This window comes from Micrococcus cohnii, assembly GCF_014205175.1.
Taxonomy (GTDB): Bacteria; Actinomycetota; Actinomycetes; order Actinomycetales; family Micrococcaceae; genus Micrococcus; species Micrococcus cohnii.
Map to the genome: position 1 here is coordinate 1,601,060 of NZ_JACHNA010000001.1, position 19,824 is coordinate 1,620,883.

Annotated in this window: 13 protein-coding genes and 1 riboswitch; of the genes, 10 read left to right on the forward strand and 3 right to left on the reverse strand. The window is 72.2% G+C overall.

The genetic code is table 11. The annotated features are described in order from the left end of the window. Window positions 1-40 precede the first annotated feature (40 nt). From hisD to HDA30_RS07345, 4 genes are all read left to right on the forward strand, one after another. Complete coding sequence (gene hisD / locus HDA30_RS07330) at window positions 41-1,351, forward strand: histidinol dehydrogenase (protein ID WP_184241511.1); 1,311 nt, start codon at window positions 41-43, stop codon at window positions 1,349-1,351. A gap of 1 nt (window position 1,352) precedes the next feature. Beyond that, a complete protein-coding gene (locus HDA30_RS07335) occupies window positions 1,353-1,736 on the forward strand; it encodes an RNA-binding S4 domain-containing protein (RefSeq protein WP_158496812.1) in 384 nt (127 codons plus the stop codon). A 222-nt stretch (window positions 1,737-1,958) separates the two neighbouring features. Continuing rightward, the gene (locus tag HDA30_RS07340) at window positions 1,959-2,162 is read left to right on the forward strand and encodes a cold-shock protein (protein WP_158496409.1); all 204 of its coding nucleotides are present in this window, start codon (window positions 1,959-1,961) and stop codon (window positions 2,160-2,162) included. 206 nt (window positions 2,163-2,368) lie between these two features. After that, a complete protein-coding gene (locus HDA30_RS07345; RefSeq protein WP_184241512.1) occupies window positions 2,369-4,420 on the forward strand; it encodes a hypothetical protein in 2,052 nt (683 codons plus the stop codon). Window positions 4,421-4,517: 97 nt separating this feature from the next. Here HDA30_RS07345 and HDA30_RS07350 read toward each other — a convergent pair whose 3' ends face one another. The 3 genes from HDA30_RS07350 to HDA30_RS07360 form a co-directional block, all read right to left on the reverse strand. After that, a complete protein-coding gene (locus tag HDA30_RS07350; protein ID WP_221419061.1) occupies window positions 4,518-6,605 on the reverse strand; it encodes an FMN-binding glutamate synthase family protein in 2,088 nt (695 codons plus the stop codon). A 121-nt stretch (window positions 6,606-6,726) separates the two neighbouring features. Beyond that, complete coding sequence (locus HDA30_RS07355) at window positions 6,727-10,425, reverse strand: bifunctional proline dehydrogenase/L-glutamate gamma-semialdehyde dehydrogenase (protein ID WP_184241514.1); 3,699 nt, start codon at window positions 10,423-10,425, stop codon at window positions 6,727-6,729. A 267-nt stretch (window positions 10,426-10,692) separates the two neighbouring features. After that, window positions 10,693-12,123, reverse strand: coding sequence for an AI-2E family transporter (locus HDA30_RS07360; protein ID WP_343059326.1), 1,431 nt, complete (start codon window positions 12,121-12,123; stop codon window positions 10,693-10,695). Between the two features lie 37 nt (window positions 12,124-12,160). Beyond that, window positions 12,161-12,265: riboswitch (TPP riboswitch) on the forward strand. Window positions 12,266-12,409: 144 nt separating this feature from the next. Between HDA30_RS07360 and HDA30_RS07365 the strand changes: the two genes are divergently transcribed. The 6 genes from HDA30_RS07365 (at window position 12,410) to HDA30_RS07390 (ending at window position 19,595) form a co-directional block, all read left to right on the forward strand. Then, complete coding sequence (locus HDA30_RS07365; RefSeq protein WP_158496810.1) at window positions 12,410-13,453, forward strand: thiamine ABC transporter substrate-binding protein; 1,044 nt, start codon at window positions 12,410-12,412, stop codon at window positions 13,451-13,453. A 107-nt stretch (window positions 13,454-13,560) separates the two neighbouring features. Then, complete coding sequence (locus HDA30_RS07370) at window positions 13,561-15,198, forward strand: ABC transporter permease (protein WP_343059365.1); 1,638 nt, start codon at window positions 13,561-13,563, stop codon at window positions 15,196-15,198. Then, entirely contained in the window at window positions 15,195-15,881 is a 687-nt protein-coding gene (locus HDA30_RS07375; RefSeq protein ID WP_158496404.1) for an ABC transporter ATP-binding protein, read from the forward strand. Before HDA30_RS07370 ends, HDA30_RS07375 begins: the two co-directional genes overlap by 4 nt. Window positions 15,882-15,926: 45 nt before the next feature. Beyond that, window positions 15,927-16,496, forward strand: coding sequence for a TetR family transcriptional regulator (locus HDA30_RS07380; RefSeq protein WP_184241516.1), 570 nt, complete (start codon window positions 15,927-15,929; stop codon window positions 16,494-16,496). Between the two features lie 129 nt (window positions 16,497-16,625). Then, window positions 16,626-18,002, forward strand: a complete 1,377-nt coding sequence (locus HDA30_RS07385; RefSeq protein ID WP_184241517.1) for a ribonuclease HI — start codon at window positions 16,626-16,628, stop codon at window positions 18,000-18,002. A 6-nt stretch (window positions 18,003-18,008) separates the two neighbouring features. Continuing rightward, window positions 18,009-19,595: an alanine/glycine:cation symporter family protein gene (locus HDA30_RS07390; protein WP_184241518.1), complete on the forward strand. Its 1,587-nt coding sequence runs from the start codon at window positions 18,009-18,011 to the stop codon at window positions 19,593-19,595. Window positions 19,596-19,824 lie beyond the last annotated feature (229 nt).

Consider the following 19,824-nt stretch of genomic DNA (forward strand, 5'->3'; position numbering starts at 1 on the left):
GCGTCCGGTCCGGGACGCGGCCCGACGGCAGGAGAACCCCGTGCTCACCGTGACCGATCTGCGCGGCGCAGACGCCGACATCACCGCCGCGGTCCCCCGCGCCGAGACGGACGTCGCCTCGACGGTCCCGAGCGTGCTGCCGATCATCGAGCGGGTCCGCGCCGAGGGGGCCGCCGCCGTCCTCGACCTGGGCGAACGCTTCGACGGGGTGCGGCCGCCGAGCCTGCGCGTGCCGGACGAGACCATCCGGGCGGCGCTCGAGACCCTCGAGCCGGCCGTGCGCGCCGGGCTCGAGGAGTCGATCCGTCGGGCCCGCAAGGTCCACGCCGCCCAGGTGCCCGCCGGCTCTGTCGTCGACCTGGGCGAGGGCGCGGTCGTCGAGAACCGCTGGACGCCCGTCGATCGTGTGGGTCTGTACGTGCCCGGCGGGCGAGCGGTGTACCCGTCCTCGGTGGTCATGAACGTCGTCCCGGCACAGGCGGCGGGCGTCGGGTCGCTCGCGGTGGCCACGCCGCCCCAGGCCGAGCACGGGGGCTGGCCGCACCCGACGGTCCTCGCCGCCTGCGCTCTGCTCGGCGTGGACGAGGTCTACGCCGCCGGCGGCGCCCAGGCCGTCGCCCTGCTCGCCCTGGGCCTGCCCGCGACGGACACGGGCCCGGCGGTGCCGCCCGTCGCGATGGTGACGGGCCCGGGCAACGTGTTCGTCGCCGCCGCCAAGCGAGCCCTGCTGGGCACCGTGGGCGTCGACGCGGAGGCCGGCCCGAGCGAGATCGCGGTGATCGCCGACGAGACCGCCCGCGCGGATTGGGTCGCCGCCGATCTGATCAGCCAGGCCGAGCACGACCCGCTGGCCGCCTCCGTGCTGATCACCGACTCGCCCGCGCTCGCCGCCGACGTCGCCGCCCAGATCGAACAGCAGGTGCCCGGGGCGTTCCACGAAGAGCAGATCCGCACCGCCCTGACCGGACGTCAGTCCGGCATTCTGCTCGTGCGCGATCTCGACCACGCGATCGAGGTCGCGGACGCGTACGCCGCCGAGCACCTTCAGGTGCACACGCGCGAGGCCGAGCGCGTCGCCCGGCGCGTGCGCAACGCCGGCGCGCTCTTCGTGGGCCCGCACTCCCCGGTGCCGCTGGGCGACTACTGCGCCGGCTCGAACCACGTGCTGCCCACCTCGGGCACGGCGCGGTTCTCCTCGGGCCTGAACACCGCCACGTTCCTGCGCCTGCAGCAGCTCGTGCGTTACGAGGCGGCCGGCCTCGCGGAGGTGGCCGACGACATCGCGGCTGTCGCCGAGGACGAGGGCCTGCCGGCGCACGCCGAGGCCGTGCGACTGCGTGAGGCCCGCTGAGATGGCCGGTGCGGTGCGCCTCGACGCCTGGCTGTGGGCGGTGCGGATCTACAAGACGCGCTCGGCGGCCACCGCGGCCGTACGGGCTGGGCACGTCCGCGTCGACGGGGAGGCGGTCAAGGCAGCGACGCCCGTCGTCGTCGGCCAGAGGATCCGGGTGCGCCGCGACGGGCGCGAGCTGATTCTCGAGGTGACCGGTCTGGTCCGCAAGCGCGTCGGCGCGCCCGTCGCGCGGCGCCACTACGTGGACCATTCGCCGCCGCCGGTGCCGCGCGAACTGCTCGCAGTGCCGTACCGAGAACGGGGCGCCGGGCGGCCGACGAAACGGGACCGGCGTCGGCTGGACGCCCTGCGCGGCGTCGATTCCCGTCGACGTGACCGGTGACTCAGTAGGCAACCAGGCCGCCGGGGTGTAGTGTTCAGGGCAGAAGTTGTTTTTCTGAAAGTCCGGTAGTTCGGTGTGCAGGCGGCCCCAGGCCCCAGCGCGTTGGTCATGCGGTTCAGTACTACCGCTTCACCCCGGTCGGGAGAGGTTTCCGGCCGGTTCCAACGCGACGACGTGCCTCACTCTGTCGAGGCGACGCGTCACTGTCGAAAGGACACCATCATGGCTGTCGGCACCGTTAAGTGGTTCAACTCCGAAAAGGGCTACGGCTTCATCGCTCCCGAGGACAACTCGGCTGACGTCTTCGTCCACTTCTCCGCCATCACCGGCTCGGGCTTCAAGGAGCTCCAGGAGAACGACCGCGTCGAGTTCGAGACGCAGCAGGGCGACAAGGGCCTCCAGGCCGCCAACGTCTCCAAGATCTGAGTCCGCGTCGCCTCAGGCGACCGCGACATGATCGCCCGCTGAGCGGGCTATCCGCATCGACCGATCGGCCGTTAGCATTGTCTTCCCAGACGATTCTGACGGCCGATCGGTCTCTGTGCACCGCCTCCCGATCTTCCCGCCGAACTCCGTGGCATCGGCCGTCGCCCCTCACGACTCCGGCATCGCGAACGCAAGGACCTGACACCGTGGAGACACCCCGCCCTCTGGATCATCCGACCGCCGGCCACCAGGCCGAAACGCCGAGCGGCTCATCCCCCGCCCGTCGGCGCGGTGTGACGGCGGTGGGCCTCGCAGGTTCCGGGGCGCTGCTCTCGGCGGCCGTCCTCGCCGGCGCGGCCGTGGCGGAGACCCCGCGGCCCGAACCGTCCGAGGAAATCTCCGCGACGCTCGCCCCGACGGCCGAGAGCGTCGAACCCACGCAGGCCCCCTCCGTCACCGACGACGATCCCGAGGAGTCCGTCCCGGCCGAGCCGAGCGCCGAGGAGCCCAGTGCTGAGGAGCCGAGCCCCACGGAGCCTGTCTCTGCCGAGCCCAGTGCTGAGGAGCCGAGCCCCACGGAGCCTGTCTCTGCCGAGCCCAGCGCTGAGGAGCCGAGCGCTGAGGAGCCGAGCCCCACCGAGCCCAGCACGACTGTCTCGCCGGAGCCGACCGCGTCCTCCACCTCGACCGACGCGCCGGAGCCCTCCCCCACGGACCGGCCGACCGGGGATCCCACCGCGGAGCCGACCGAGGGCGCGACGACCACCGCGGAGCCGACCGAGAGCGCGACGACCACCACGGGGCCGACGGCGGAGCCCACCGGCAGCCGCACGCCCGGCATCATCCCGACGTCCGAGCCCACCGAGGGCACGACGCCCACCCCCGAGCCCACCGACGGCGCGACGCCCACCGACGGCGCGACGCCCTCGCCCACCCCCAGCCGAACCATGGAGCAGGTACCGACGCCGGTGCCCTCCGACCCCGAGCCCAGCCCGACCGCACCGAGCGAGTCGGAGTCTCCCGAACCCTCACCCCTCCCCACGGAGGATGCTCCGTCCGAGACGGCCGAACCGACCCCCGATGACACGGCCGAGCCGACACCGTCGCCGACCGACCAGACTCCCGAGCCGTCGCCGAGCGACGACGCCCCGGAACCGACCCCGTCCGTCGATGCACCAGAGCCGACCCCGTCCGACGACGCTCCGGTCCCGCCGCGTGAGCCCGCCTCGCTGACACCCGACGAGCCGACACCGTCGCCGACTGAAGCCCCGGACTCGAAGTCCCCCTGGGACGGCGCACCCCGGCCTGACTGGAGCCATCAGGTGCATCACCGCGCGGAGGAGCCGGCCACCGCGACCGGCCGCTCCGCGCCGGCCACCCCCGTGGAGCCGACCTCGACCCCGAGCCCGACCCCGGACGAGAGCGTCTCAGAAGCGCCCACCCCCGTTGAGCAGAGCGAGACCGCCTCAGAGGCGCCCACCACCGTCGAGCAGAGCGAGACCGCCTCAGAGGCACCCACCACCGTCGAGCAGAGCGAGACCGCCTCAGAGGCACCCACCACCGTCGAGCAGAGCGAGACCGCCCTCGACGCCGACTCCGTCCCGTCACTGGACGACCCGTCCACGGCAGGCATCGACGACGAGGCCGACGCTCCCTCCGTTGACCGGACCGAGCCTCCGTCACCCGCGTCTCCCGCCGAGACCGACGACGCCGGCACCCAGGACGCAGCCCCGCAGGATGCAGCCACAGAGGACGCATCCACACAGGACGAGGACGAGACGGCGGCGGCCGTCGCCGACGAGCAGACTCCCGACCCCAGCGGCGACCCGCAGCCGCTGGACCTCGACGTCCCGACCGTCGCTCCCTCCCGCGGCGGGCCGGCGGCCGTGGCTGGCGCCCCGGCGCCCAGGGCGAACTCCCTCGCCGACTCCTCGGACCTCGCCCTGTCCGGGCTGCAGAACTCGGGCCGCCTCCTCGAGGACGGCGCGGCCGCCGCGCTCGCTGACGTGGCCGACGACGCCCCGCAGCAGCCTGGAGCCGAGGACTCCGAGCACACGGCGCCCCGGGACACGGTGCTGCCGGCGATCCGCATGCCCGCCTCGCCCCGCGAGGTGGTCGAGGAGGGGGACACGGGCCTCGCAGCGGTGATGGCCCGCATCACCTCCGCACCGCCCCTCGCGCTCGGCGCAGCGGCCGTGGCCGGCGCCGGCCTGCTGGGGCTGGCCCTGCGCCGCAGTGGACGCTCCCACAGAGGCTGAGCCCACCACCCCACACGAGGACAGCCGCCGGTCAACCCCATGTCCGGGATCGAACGGCGGCCGTCGTCTCTGGTGCGCCGTCAGCGGCTGAGCGGACTCAGACGCGGCCCTCCGGCCGCGTGCCATCCTGCACGCGCTGCGTCGCGCCGTCGGGGCCGGTCGTGTCCGGTGCGGAGGACTCATCGATCTCCCGCTCGCCGTCCTCGTGCTGGCCCGGCCCCTCGCCGCGGCCCTGCACGGCCGGGCTCGCCCCGTCGTCCAGACCGTCCCCGGCCGGGCCGGCGAGCGACCGTCCGCGACCGTCGTCCACACCGTCGTGCTCTCGCCGTGTCTCGCGCTGCCGAGCGTCCTTCACGGCGGTGGAGCCGGAACCGGAACCGTAGCCGTAGAGCGTCTGGCCGTCGGTCAGCTGGTCCACGCGCGGCAGCGGCGATGTGCTCGGATTCGCCTCGTCCGTGGCGGTGCGGGCCGACCCGCTGACCGCCTGGCCACCCTCACTCTGCGCCGCGCGCCTGACGCCCGCCGGCTGCAGCTCCGAGTGCCAGTCCGGGTTCGCGTCGTGCAGGTACTCGATAGGGGCGTGCTCACCGAAGTGGTCGACGTCCGCTTCCTCCCAGTCGATGTCCCATCCGCCCGGAGGGCAGTTGAGCAGCTCGTTCCGGCGGATCCAGCGGTAGATCGACGCGTAGGACCGGGTGTTCAGGTGGTCCACGCGGCGGCGCAGCATGCGGGTGTTCAGCTGCGAGGGGTCCGTCACGCCCATGGAGGCCATGATCTGCACGGCCTCACGCACGGTCAGGCGGTGGTAGTTGAACACGCGGTTCGACTTGTCCTCGACGTCGAGGGCCTTCATCAGGCGCGGGTCCTGCGTGGCCACGCCCACCGGGCACTCGTTGGTGTGGCACTTCTGCGCCTGGATGCACCCGGTGGCCATCATCATCGCGCGGGCGGACATGGTGAAGTCCGCGCCCTGGATGAGGCGCTTGACGATGTCCGAGCCGGTCGCGACCTTGCCGGCCGCGCCGATCTTGATCATGTCGCGCAGGCCGCTGCCGACCAGAGCGTTGTGCACCAGCATCAGGCCCTCGGTCAGCGGGGTGCCGATGTGGTCCGAGTACTCGAGCGGTGCGGCGCCGGTGCCGCCCTCCGAGCCGTCCACGATGATGAAGTCGGGCGCGATGCGCTCCTCCCACATCGCCTTGCACATGGCCAGCACGTCCACGCGCGAGCCCACACAGAACTTGATGCCGATCGGCTTGCCGTCGGAGAGCTCGCGCAGCTGGCCGATGAAGCGGACCATCTCCCGCGGCGTGCGGAACGCCGAGTGCGAGGCCGGGGACAGGCAGTCCTGGTCGATCGGGATCTCGCGGGCCTCGGCGATCTCGGGAGTGATCTTCGAGGCCGGGAGCATGCCGCCCAGGCCCGGCTTGGCGCCCTGCGACATCTTGATGGTGATGCCCTTGACCTCGGGAAGACGGGCCTTCTCGGCGAATGTCTCCGGGTTGAACGTGCCGTCGGAGTTGCGGCAGCCGAAGTAGCCGGACCCGATCTCCCAGAACAGGTCCGCGCCGTTGCCGCGGTGGTACTTGGTCAGGCCGCCCTCGCCCGTCTCATGCACGAAGCCGCCCATGCCGGCGCCCTTGTTCATCGCGAGCACGGCGTTGGCGGAGAGCGAGCCGAAGGACATCGACGAGATGTTCATCAGGGACAGGTCATAGGGCTGACGGCAGTCCGGGCCGCCGATGCGGACCGTCGGCGGCTCCTCGGGAGCGTTCACCGGGGCGGTCGAGTGCAGCAGGAACTCGTAGCCGATCGCGCCGGTGTCGCGCTCGGTGCCGAATGCCTTGTGGCTGTCCTGGCCCTTGGAGCGGGCGTAGACGATCGAGCGGGTGTCCCGGTCGAAGGGCTTGCCGTCGAAGTTGCGCTCGATGAAGTACTGCTGAATCTCCGGGCGGATGGACTCCAGGAGATACCGCATGTGTCCGAGCACGGGGTAGTTGCGGAGGATGGCGTGGCGTCGCTGGGTCACGTCCCAGATCGCGAGGATCAACAGGGCCAGCACGATCGCGGCGAGCACCCACCAAGCTCCATTGCCGATGGCTGCGACGAGCACCACGATCGCGGCGCCTAGTGACAGGCTGGCGACGATCAGAAGTCGATTGTTCACGCGCCTATGGTGCCCCATTCGCCAGCGCGACAACAGCGAGCACGGACGTTTCGCAAAGAATGCCGGCGCCTCGAGGACAGACCGTCCGCGGGCCCGGTGCCGGACCCGCGGACGAGGCTCGTCACGACGCTGCGGACGATCAGATCACGCCGTCGGTGAGGTGGTCCGGCGTGCCGAACCGGTGCGCAGTCACGGAGATCGCCTGCTCGTGCACGAACGGCAGCAGCTCGACCTCACCAGCCGAGACGACCGGGCCCGCGTACACGGCCACGTCCGGGGACTCGCCGAGGGTGCGCTGCAGGTCCCGCTTGGCGGCCAATGCCACCTCGGGCTGGGCCACCCAGTCGGAGATCAGGCGGATGCGGGCGTCGCCGGCACCATCGGCGGACGGGTCCTGCTCGGCCAGCTCACGGGCGCGCTCGTGGAACGCGGCGGTGTCCTCGATGTGCACGTCGATGTGCGCCATCGTCCCGTCGGGCGCCTGAAACTCGCGACGCAACTGATCCACCTGGCCGCGCACGCCCTCGGGGGAGATCGGCGCGTGGCCCTCCTGCTCCGTCGAGGAGACCGGGTTGATCGAGACAGTCATCGGGGCGCTGGCCCGCAGGCCGGCCGAGACAACGCGCAGCAGGTGCTCAGCGGGACCGGACTCCCAGCGCACGAGCACGCCCGTCGGAACGTGCCGCAGGATATTGCGCTCGGCGCGCAGCGCGGAGATGTCGTGGTCGACGCCGAACGTGCTCGTCCACGCCTTCTCGTCGAGCTTCTGCGCGGTGTGCAGCCACGACGGGTCGATGCCGCCGGCCTGGCCGTCATCGGTGTCCGTCGACGAGGACTCGGGGCTGGTGAGCCAGGTCGGGGTGTCCTCCCAGTCCACGAGGCCGTGCAGGTAGTGCGGACCACCGGCCTTCGTCGTGGCGCCGACGACGGAGCGCTTCCAGCCGCCGAACGGCTGCCGGCGGACGATCGCGCCGGTGATGCCGCGGTTCACGTAGAGGTTGCCGGCGTGGACGTTCTTGACCCAGTGACCGATCTCCTCGGGGTCCAGGGAATGGATGCCGGAGGTGAGGCCGTAGTCGACGGCGTTGACGATCTCGATGGCCTCGTCGAGGTCCTTCGCCGTCATCACCGAGAGCACGGGGCCGAAGTACTCGGTCAGGTGCGCGTCGGCGCCCTTCTTCACGCCGTAGCGGATGCCAGGGCTCCACAGCCGGCCGGTGTCGTCGAGCTGCTTCGGCTCCAGGGCCCAGCGCTCGCCCTCGCCGAGCTCGGTGAGGCCGCGGCGCAGCTTCTCCCCGGGTTCCTCGATGACCGGGCCCATCTGGGCGCGCGCGTCCTCGGGGTAGGCCACGTGCAGGGAGCGGGCGGCGTCGAGCAGCTGCCGGTGGAACCGCTCGGAGGTCGCGACGGAGCCGACGAGCACGACGATCGACGAGGCCGAGCATTTCTGCCCGGCATGCCCGAACGCGGAAGCGACCACATCGGCGGTGGCGAGGTCCAGATCCGCCGACGGGGTGACGATCAGCGCGTTCTTGCCGGAGGTCTCCCCCAACAGGTTCAGCTCGGGGCGCATGCGCTTGAACAGCTGCGCGGTCTCGTAACCGCCGGTGAGGATCAGCCGCTCAACGGAGGGGTGCGTGACCAGCGCGGTGCCGACCTCCTGCTCATCGCCCTCGGCCATCGTCACCAGGCGCACGAGGTCCTCCGGGTCGACGTCGGCCAGAGGGCCGCCGGCCTGGAACGCCTCGGCGGAGCGCAGGCCCTCGATGATCGTCTCCCAGGCGACGGCGCCGGTGCGCTCGGACTGCGGGGCCGGCTTGAACACGACGGGCGAGCCGGCGCCCAACGCGGCCATGACGCCGCCGACCGGGATGGCGATCGGGAAGTTCCACGGCGGGATCACCATGGTGAGTTTCACGGGCACGGCGCGAGCGCCCTCGACCTCGTCGAGGCCGCGGGCCAGGCGGGCGTAATAGTGGGCGAAGTCGACGGCCTCGGAGACCTCGGGATCGCCCTGGTCGAGGGCCTTGCCGGTCTCGGCGCCGGCGACCTCGAGCAGCCGGGCGCGGTTCGCGTGCAGGGCGCGGCCGACGGCGTCGAGCACGTCGCCGCGCTCGGCGCCGCTGAGCTGACGCCACTGGGCGCCTGCGGCTTCGGCGGCGTCCACGGCCTGTTCGGCCTGCTGCTTCGAGGTGGCCCGGTGCGCGTCGACGGTCTCGATGCCCAGTCGGGAGCTGGGGATGGCTTCGAGGATCTGGCGGGCCCACGCACGGTTGCCGGGCAGGGCGGCGTCGGTGTCCGGGGTGTTGGCGAACCCGTCGACCGGGGCGGGGGTGTCACCGTCGACGCCGCGCAGGCGGTCCTGGCCGCGGGCCGGCTGCGGGATCTCGCGGTCCAGATGCTGCAGGGAGGAGAGGAAGCGGTTCTTCTCGCGCTCGAACAGCTCGTCGTCGGAGTCGAGGTCGAACACCGCGGACATGAAGTTCTCGTGGGAGGCGCCCTCCTCGAGCCGGCGCACGAGGTAGGAGATCGCGACGTCGAACTCCTCGGGCTTCACCACGGGGGTGTAGAGCAGCAGCGAGCCGACGTCGTCCTTGACGGCCTCGGCCTGACCGGTGGCCATGCCCAGCAGCATCTCGAACTCCACCTCGGGAGGCACGGCGCCGGCGGCCGAGGCGACGCCATCGGGCTGGGCGGTGGACAGGCCGCGCTTCTGGACGAGCTGGTAGGCCAGGGCGACGTCGAAGAGGTTGTGCCCGGCCACGCCGATGCGCACGTTCTTCACGTGCTCGGGGGTGAGGGCGTAGTTGAGCACGCGCTTGTAGTTGGTGTCGGCGTCCTGCTTCGTGTCGACGGTCGCGGTGGGCCAGCCCATCAGGGAGGCCTGCATCTGCTCCATCGGCAGGTTCGCACCCTTGACGACGCGCACCTTGACGGGCGCTCCCCCGGCGGCGACGCGTCGGGCGGCCCACTCCTGGAGGCGCACCATCGCGGCCATGGCGTCGGGCAGGTAGGCCTGCAGGACGATGCCGGCCGGGTAGTCGGCGAACTCGGGCTGGTCCAGCACGCCCATGAAGACGTTCAGGGTGAGGTCCAGGTCGTGGTACTCCTCCATGTCCAGGTTGATGAAGGTGTCCTTCTCCTGGGCCAGGCGGAACAGGGGGGTGAGGCGCTCGGTGATCTCGGCGACGGCCTCGTCGAACGCCCATTCGGCGTGCGGGGCGGTGGCGGCGGAGACCTTCACGGAGACGTAGTCGACGTCGTCACGGCGGATCAGGTCCGCGATGCCCTCGAGGCGGCGGTCGGCCTCGCCCTTGCCGAGGATCGCCTCACCGAGCAGGTTGATGTTCAGGTGGGTGCGCTCGTCGCGCAGCTCGGAGATCGCCTTGCCGAGCTGCTTGTCGCGGGCGTCGACGATCAAGTGGGAGACCATCTCACGCAGCACGCGGCGGGCGACGGGCACCGCGATGTGCGGCACCAGCGGGGAGACGCGCCCGCCGACGCCGAACACGGCGCGCAGGGCCGGCGGGAGGAAGCCGGGGGCTTCCTGAGCGAGCTCGCGGAGGGCGCGGGCGGCGATGGCCGGGTCCTCCGGGCGGATCACGTGGTCGACGAAGCGGACGATGAAGTCGAGGCCGCCGGGCTCCTTGAGGGCGCCGGCGAGCTGCTGCGCGGCGAAGTCGGCCTTGTGCCCGGCGGCGCGGCCGAGCCAGGTGCGGACCTGCGCCACGGCATCGTCGGCGAGCTCCTGCATCTGCCGAGGGTCGGGGATTCCGCCGGTCGCGTCGAGGACGCGCTGGAGGTCGTCGTGGTCCTGGGCCGAGAACGTCGCACTCATGGCCCCACTGTGTCGCGGACGACACGGGAACGCAATTCGTCGGCGGAGGGTCGGCTGCGGGCGGAACCCTGCCCTGCGGTCACCCCCGCGGGCGGAACCCTGCCTTGCGGTCATCCCCGCGGGCGTTCTCAGAGTCAATTCGGCACGTATTCCGCCCGCCTACATGACTGCACCCTACAGACCGCCCGCCCACATGACGGCACCGCACAGGCGGCACGGGGACAGCAGGGCGAGGGCTCCTCTGCGTCCCCGAGCGCTCGGGTGGCCTCACCTCCGAGCGCGGGACGGCGACGCCTCACCAGACGCCTCGCCAGGCGCCTCTCCGACCGAGCTTCGACCGGGCTCGGTCTGCTCTGCGTTCGAGCCGGTGCCGCGGCCCGCGCCCTCCGAGACGGCGCCCGCCTCGTCCTGGCCCGCGCCCTCCGAGACAGCGCCCGTCCCCTGGCTCACCGCGTCCCGGCCGCTCGCCGGCTCCTCCGTGTGACCGGCCGCCGCCACGCCCTGTGCCTCACGACGGCGCAGCGGCATCAGGTGCCGACGCTCCATGCCGCGCAGGTCGGCGGAGATGAACGCGTTCATCCACCGCGCGTGCGGGTCCGCATCGATCAGGACCGCCTTCACCAGCAGCGTCGCGGGCAGGGCCAGGATCGCCCCGAGCGGGCCGAACACCCACGCCCAGAACAGCAGCGACAGGAAGGAGACCGTCGGGATCACGCCGATCGCGTCGCCGGCCACCTTCGGCTGGATCACCGACTGCAGCACGAAGTTCAGCACGCTGTAGCTGGCCACCACGGCGATGAACGCGGGCCAGCCGCCCTCCACGAGCGCGAGCAGCGCCGGCGGGATCAGCCCGATCACGAAGCCGATGTTCGGGATGTAGTTCGTCAGGAAGCTCAGCACGCCCCACACCAGCACGAGCGGCACCCCGATGATCATCAGCGCCACGACGTCGAGGACCGCGACGATCAAGCCGAACACCGTGGTCACGAGCCAGTAGCGGCGCACTCCCCGCGCGAAGGAGATCAGCGCCCCCCCCAGCTCCGATCGGGCCGTGTTCAGCAGGGCCACGCGCCGTTCGATGCCCATCGAGTCCATCGCCAGGAAGAACATGCCCATGATCACCGTGAGCAGCAGCCCCATGACGGCCCAGGTATTCGTCGCAATCGCCGTCAGCGCGGTCACGGCGGTGCCCGTGACGGACTTCCAGTCGATCCCCTCGACCTGCTGCGTCATCGCCTCGGGGGTGATGCCCAAGGAGATCAGGTAGTTCGTCAGGCCCATCGCGATGTCCTGGAACTCGTGCGTGTACTCGGGCAGCGCGTCCACGAGCTCCAGCACGGACCACAGCATGAGCCCTACGAACGCCGTCAGCACGCCGCCGACGAGCAGCACGGTCACGGTCGCGCCGAGCACCGGGTGCAGGCCCTTGTGCGTGAGCCACGCCTGGACCGGGTAGGCGACGATGATGAAGTTCAGCCCCAGGAACACCGGGGCCACGATCTGCGAGAGTCCCTGCAGGAACTCGACGGTCAGGACCAGCCCGGCCAGCGTCAGGACGATCACGAGCATGCGCGGCCACAGCCGGTGCGGTCGGCGGACGTCCCAGTCCGTCGAGACGTCACTGGGCCTCGGCTCCTCGGCCCGTCCCGACGGGGAGCCCAGGCCCCGGTCGGCGGCGCTCTGCGCGGCGACACTCACGGGACAGCAGTGTACGGCGACGGTAGGGTGGGGCCGACCACATCGACAGGGGAGCGCCGCACGGCGCTGAGAGTGCGCCCGCGCGCAGACCCTCGCACCTGCTCCGGCTCACACCGGGGAAGGAAGTCGAGCATCTCTCATCCGGCGTCGTCCGTGGCCCGGGCAGCCCCCGGGCGCGGTACGCCCGGCCCCTCCCGCACCGCAGGAGGACATCGCCTTGACCGCATTCGAGAACCGGTCCGCATCCGCATCCCGTTCCACGTTCCGCGCTTCTGCCCGGAAGCGTCTGGCTCCCGCCGCCGCGCTCACGGCGCTCGCGCTCGGCCTGAGCGCCTGCTCCGTCGCCGATCAGGGCGGCGGCGAGAAGAACGGCGCCGGCGAGGGCGGGAAGGGTTCGAAGGGCACCGTCACGATCATGACCCATGACTCGTTCGCGCTGCCCGACGAGCTCGTGCAGAAGTTCGAGGACGAGTCCGGCTACACGCTGAAGACCACCGCGCCCGGTGACGCCGGCGCCGTCGTGAACCAGCTGCTCATGGCCAAGGACGACCCGACCGTCGACGGCGTCTACGGCGTCGAGAACCACTCGACGCACCGCCTCATCGAGGAGGACGCGGTCGCCGAGTTCACCCCCGAGGACCTGCCGGACTCCGCTGAGGACGAGATGGTCGACGGCCGGATGACCCCGATCGACCAGGGCCAGGTGTGCGTCAATGTGGACCCGGCCTGGTTCGAGGAGCACGGCATCGAGGCGCCCACGAGCATCGACCAGCTCACCGAGCCCGAGTACGCGAAGCGGCTGGTCGTCACCAGCCCGGTCAGCTCGTCCCCGGGCCTCGCGTTCCTCGCGGCCACCGTCGAGAAGGAGGGCGAGGACGGCTGGCAGGACTGGTGGCGGCAGCTGCTGGAGAACGAGGCGAAGGTCGCCGAGAGCTGGTCCGACGCCTACAACTCGGACTTCTCCGCCGGCGAGGGCGAGGGCGACTACCCGCTGGTGCTCTCCTATTCCTCCTCCCCCGCATTCCTGCCCGAGACCGAGGTGATCGAGGACTCCTGCACCCCGCAGGTCGAGTACGCCGGCGTCGTCGAGGGCGCGCAGAACCCGGAGGGCGCTGAGGCGTTCATCGAGTTCATGCTGAGCGAGGACGTGCAGACGGCCGTGCCGGAGGCCCTGTACATGTATCCGATCGACGAGTCGGTCGAGCTGCCCACGGAGTGGGAGGAGAACGCCCCGCTCGTCGAGGACCCGATCGAGCCGGATTCTCAGGAGGTCGCCGAGAACCGCGAGCAGTGGCTCAAGGACTGGAACGCGCTGCACGAGGGCGCGTGAGGCGCACGCTCGCACGCCGCCCGGACCACGACCGCCCGGGCCACGACCACCCAGGGCGCGCGGGGCAGCCGGCCCCACAGCGGCGATCGCGCCGCTCCGCCGACGGCATCGGCGCGTGGTGGCTGCTGGCCGCGGTGCTGCCGGTCGCGTTCCTGGCGGTGTTCTTCGCCTGGCCGGTCGCGGCGATGCTGCTGCGCGGCATCGCCCCCGAGGGCGTTTTCGACCTCTCCGCGTTCGCCCAGGTGCTTGGCGCCGAGCGGACGTGGCGAATCCTCGGCCAGACCCTCGGCATGGCCGCGGCCGCCACGGTGTGCTCGGTGACGGTCGGGCTGCCCGCCGCCTTCGTGCTGTACCGGCGCCGGTTCCCGGGCCGGGCGGTGCTGCGCGGGGTCGTCACGGTCCCGTTCGTGCTGCCCACGGTGGTGGTGGGCGTGGCGTTCCGCGCGCTGCTCTCCCCCGGCGGCCCGCTGGGCTTCACGGGCCTGGATCAGACCACGACGGCCGTCGTGCTGGCGATGGTGTTCTTCAACGTGTCGGTGGTGGTGCGCCAGGTCGGCGCCATGTGGGCGGGATTGGACCCCCGCCAGGCCGAGGCCGCTCGCGTGCTCGGCGCCTCCGGGTGGCGGGCCTGGCGCACCGTGACGCTGCCGCAGCTGGCGCCGGCGATCGTCTCCGCCGCCTCGTTGGTGTTCCTGTTCTGCTCGGCCGCGTTCGGGATCGTCCAGACCCTGGGGCGGCCCGGGCACGGCACGCTCGAGACGGAGGTCTGGGCCCAAACCGTCGTGTTCTTCGACCTGCGGGCCGCCGCCGTGTTCTCGGTGCTGCAGTTCGCCGTGGTGCTCGCCGCCGTCGGCGTCTCCGGCTGGGCCGCCTCCCGGGCCGGGCGCGCGTTGCGCCTGCAGGACGCGCGCGTGCCGCCCCTGAGCCGCGCTGACGCGGCGCCGGTGGCCGTCGCCGCCGCGCTCGGGCTGCTGATCGTGCTGCCGATCGCGACGCTCGTCGTGCGGTCCTTCCACTCGGCCGAGGGCTGGGGCCTGCACAACTATCGGCTGCTGACGACCGCCGGAGCAGGGTTCACCGGCGGCACGACCGTGGCCGAGGCCCTCGAGCACTCGGTGAAGATCGCCCTCGACGCGACGTGGCTGACGCTGCTGGCGGGCGTCCCGCTGGCCCTGCTGCTCACTCGACGCTTCCGCTCCCGCACGGCGGTGCGGGCCCAGCGCGCGCTCGACGGCGCGGTCATGCTGCCGCTGGGCGTCTCGGCGGTGACGGTCGGCTTCGGCTTCGTCGTGTCCCTGCGCGCGCAGTGGCCCGAGCTGGCCGCCTCCGGGGCGCTCGTGCCGGCCGCGCAGGCCGTGGTCGCGCTGCCGCTGGTGGTGCGCTCGCTCGTGCCCGTGCTGGCGGCGGTGGATCCGCGGCTGCGCGAGGCCGCCCAGACGCTCGGCGCGTCCCCGTGGCGCGTGCTGCTAACCGTGGACGGCCCGTTCGTGCTGCGCGGCGTCGGGCTCGCGGCCGGGTTCGCCTTCGCGGTGTCCCTCGGCGAGTTCGGGGCGACCACGTTCCTGGCCAGCCCCGACTACCAGACGCTGCCGGTGGTCATCGTGCGTCTGCTGGGCCGACCGGGCGCGGACAACTACGGGATGGCCCTGGCCGGGGCCGTCGTGCTCGCGGTGCTGACGGCGGCCGTGATGATCATGTGCGAGAGGCTCCGCCCGCGCGGGGCCGGAGCGGAGGGAGCCTGGTGAGCCAGCAGCAGAGGACGCAGGGCGCCGCGGCGCTCGAGCTGAGAGACCTGTGGGTCCGCTACCCCGACGGCACGCAGCCGGTGCGCGGTGTGGACCTCGCGCTGGCCCCGGGCGAGATCGTCGCGCTCGTGGGCGCCTCCGGCTCGGGCAAGTCGACGGTGCTGCGCGGGATCGCCGGGCTCGAGCAGGTGCACCGCGGGGCCGTGCTGCTCGGCGGTCACGACGTCACCGCGGTGCCCGTGCACCGCCGCGGGGTGGGCATGGTGTTCCAGGACGGGCAGCTGTTCCCGCATCGCAGCGTCGCCCGCAACATCGCCTACGGGCTCGAGGCGGCACGCCTGCCCCGGAACGAGCGACAAGCACGGGTGGCCCGCATGCTCGAGCTGGTCGATCTGGTCGAGCACGCGGACCGGCCCGTGCAACGGCTCTCCGGCGGGCAGGCGCAGCGCGTGGCCCTCGCCCGCTCTCTGGCCCCCGCTCCTCGGGTGCTGCTGCTCGATGAGCCGCTCTCCGCCCTCGACGCGGACCTGCGCGGTCGTCTGGCCCGTCAGGTGCGCAGCATTCTGCAGGACACCGGCACCACGGCCGTGCACGTCACGCACGACGCCGCCGAGGCGCAGACCCTCGCCGACCGGACGGTGCGCTTGGCCGAGGGCCGGCTCGCGGAGTCATCCCCGCGCTGACCAGCGGTCTCGTTTCGAGACTCGGCGGTTGGGTACGGTCGGGGTATGCCCGCCCCCGATCCCCACGCCGCCGCCTCCCGAAGCACCACCGCATCGGGAGCGCCCGCGCGAGGGACTCTGAGCGCCGAGGACGTGGTGGACGCCGCGGTCGCCCTGCTGCAGGACTTCGGCGTCGGGGACCTGTCGATGCGCCGCGTGGCCGCGCAGCTGGGTGTGCAGGCCTCCGCCCTGTACTGGCACGTGCCCAACAAGCAGACCCTGCTCGCCCGCGTGGCCGACCGCATCGTCGCCGACGTGGAGCACGCCGTGACCGTCCGTGACCTGCGGACCGTCGCCGAGCTCGACGCCGCGACCACCGCCGCGCTGCTGCGCCACCGGGACGGGGCGGACGTCGTGATCTCCGCCCTCGCCCTGGGCCTCGGCGGCGCACGGCTGCACCGGCTGTTCATGTCCGCCGCGGCCCATGAGAACGCCTCCCCCGAGCACGCGGAGGCGGAGCTGGCCCGCGTGCTCGGCGCCGCGACCCTGCGGCAGCAGCGAGCTCAGGCTCGGGCGCTGGGCGTCGACCTCGGCCCGAACTTCCAGGCCCGTCTGCACCGAGAGGAGGACAGCTGACCGATCGGCCCCTGTCGTGCTTCCTGTGAGGTTCCTATAGTGGAGACCCCGCGGCGGCTGACCCCAGCCGGCACGGGGGTGACAGACCGCACAGGCACGCCGACTGTCCCCGATCCCGGCTCGAACGACATGGACGCGCGCAGTACTCACCCGGCACTGGCCGCCCTGCGGCCGCTGCACTCCGACATCGACGCCGTGACGCCTGCCGCTCTGCTGGACTTCGCCTCCGCCTTCACCGGCCCCGCCGCCCGGGCCGTGGAGTCCGCCGAGGTGCGGCTGGTCCCGGCCGCCGACATCACCACGCCCGCACGCACCGTCACCGACCCGCACACCGCCCCCGTGCCCGAAGAGGACGGCGGGCGGCACCGTCCCTCGACCGTTCACCTCACCGCCGCCGTCCGCCGCGACGGCGTCCGCGTGCTCGGCTCGGGCCCGACGCTGCTGGCCGGCGTCTCTCTGGGTCCGGCTCTGCGCGTGGATCTGCGCCCGGTGCCCGGCGGCATCGTGTACGTGGCCCGCCCGCTCGTGCTGCGGCCGCTCGGCGACGACGACACGGGCACCGCCTACACGGGCATCGTGCGCGCGGACGAGCTGCCTCGTTTCTGGGAGGTCGTGCTCGACGAGCACGACCCGCGCCGGCCGGTGATCGTGCACGTCCGCAACGACGAGGACGCCGCCGTGCTCCGCCTGCTGCGGGCGTTGGGACCTCCCGGTCTGCGCGTGGTCGGGTACCGGCTGGACGCCTCCGTCGTGGGCACCCAGCGCGCGAGCTATCTGCTGCCCACGGTGCTCCCTGAGGCCGTGCTCGAGTACGGGCACCACCGGGTGCCCCTCGACGAGGCGCCGCGGACGATCACCCCGGAGGGCGCGGCGGAGGACGCCGCCTCGTGGCGCCGCATGAACCGCTACCTGCACCGCGTCGCGCAGGACCTGCACCACAACCTGTCCTCGTCGACCCCCGCGACGGTCACGGACATCTACACCGACGGCTCCACGTTGCGCGGGGCCAAGATCGGCGGGGCCGCCGCGACCGCCGCCCCGGGCCTGTGGGCCGCGCGCCCCATCTCGGGGGCGGCCCGCCCCCTCGAGGCCGAGCTCGAGGCGCTGCTGCTGGGGCACCTGCTCGCGGCCTGGGCTGGCGACCGGGAGCGGTCCGTCGTGATCCATTCGGACTCCCGAGCGGCCCTCGCCCTGCTCCGGGACGCGGTCACCGAGCCGCTCACCCTCGGCGATGCGCGCGGGGAGCGCGTCCGCCGCACCCTGCGTCACCTGCTCGACGTGCGCCAGCGCGCCGCGGAGGTCGGCCGCCGGATCAGCACCGTCTGGATTAAGGGGCATGCGGGGCACCACGGCAATGAGGTCGCCGACTCGCTCGCCCGCTCGATCGCCCGCAACTGGCTGGCCGGCACCGACGCGGAGGAGACGCACCGTCGCCTGACCCGGCTCGCCGGCGCGTGGGAGGGCCACGATTCGGCTGCCGAGGAGGAGCCGCCGCGCGTAGCATGAGTGCTTATGCACTCACTCACACCTGTGGCCGCCTCGGTCCTGGACCAGGCCGCCGACGGCGTCGCCGCCGTCAATGACAAGATCGGTTATCTCGTCGTCGCCCTGCTGATCGTCGGGGGCCTGTACTTCACCATCCGCACGGCGGGCGTTCAGGTCCGCCTGATGCCGGAGATGCTGCGCTCGTTGACCGCCAAGTCGAGCGGGGAGGACGCCGAGGACGGCGTCTCCCCGTTCCGCGCCTTCACCATCTCCGCCGCCTCCCGCGTGGGCACCGGCAACATCGCGGGCATCGCCATCGCGATCGTGCTCGGCGGCCCCGGCGCCGTGTTCTGGATGTGGGTCATGGCGATCCTCGGCGCCGCCACCGCGTACGTCGAGTCCGCCATCGCCCAGCTGTACAAGGTGCGCGGCGGCGACGGCTACGTCGGCGGGCCCGCGTACTACATCCGCGACGGCCTGGGCTGGAAGTGGCTGGCCGTGATGTTCGCGCTGCTGATCACCGTGACCTACGGCTTCGTGTTCAACGCGGTGCAGTCCAACTCGATCGCGGAGTCGGTCACCGCGAACTGGGGTGACTTCCTGAACACCGGTGTCATGTCCACGAGCGCCTGGGTCGGCCTGACCCTCGCGCTCATCACCGGTGCGGTGATCTTCGGCGGCGTCCGTCGGCTGTCCGCCGTGACCAACGTGGTCGTTCCGATTATGGCGGTCCTGTACATCGTGGTGGCGCTGCTGGTGATCGCCCTGAACATCGCCGAGGTCCCCGCGATGCTCGGCCTGATCGTCGGCCACGCGTTCGGCGTGCAGCAGGTGGCCGGCGCGGCCGTCGGCTTCGCGATGGTCATGGTCGGCATCCGTCGCGGCCTGTTCTCGAACGAGGCGGGCATGGGTTCGACCCCGAACGCGGCGGCGACGGCCTCCGTCTCGCACCCGGCGAAGCAGGGGTTCACCCAGTCGATCGGCGTCTACTTCGACACCCTGATCGTCTGCACGGCCACCGCCTTCATCATCCTGCTGGCCAACCCGACCTACGGTGACGGGGAGGCCATCGGCATGTCCGTCACGCAGGGCGCGCTGCAGGACTCGGTGGGTTCGTGGGCCGGACCGTTCCTGACCGTCGTGATCTTCTTCCTCGCGTGGTCCTCGGTGCTGGGCAACACCTACTACGGCGAGGCGAACATCCGCTTCCTCGCCGGGGACAAGGCGCCCGCGCTGATCACCCTGTTCCGTCTGCTCGTGCTGGTGTGCGTGTTCGGCGGGGCGCTGGGCTCGGTGACGCTGATCTGGAACCTGGCGGACCTGTTCGCCTCCCTGATGGCGACGATCAACCTCATCGCCCTGATCCCGCTGGGCGGGCTCGGCCTGAAGCTGCTGAAGGACTACGAGCGTCAGGTCAAGGACGGGGTGGACCCGCGGTTCCGTGCGTCCTCGCTGCCCGAGGCGCGCAATGTGACGCTGTGGCGTGACGGCGAGACCCAGGCGATGCGCCGCGTCGACCACTTCGGCGACGTGATCCGCCCGGATCTGCGCGCCGACGAGCGCGTGCTGCGCCGCGGCGGCTCCTCCGGCAAGGGCTCCTCGACGCGCAACTGAGCGCGGCGGGCGCGGGCGTCGTGTGCAGCGCGGGGCGACGCCCGCCGGTCTCCGGGGGCGCGACGTCCCGCCCACCAAAAACGCTGGTGCACCTCTGCCACGGTTTCGGTGTGAAACCCGGCAGGAGTGCACCAGCGTTTCTGTTTGCCTCGACCCGTCACCGGGTCGCGGCGGCCGTCAGCTCACACGCTCGGTGGTGGCGGCCCGACGATCCGGTGCAGGGTCGACC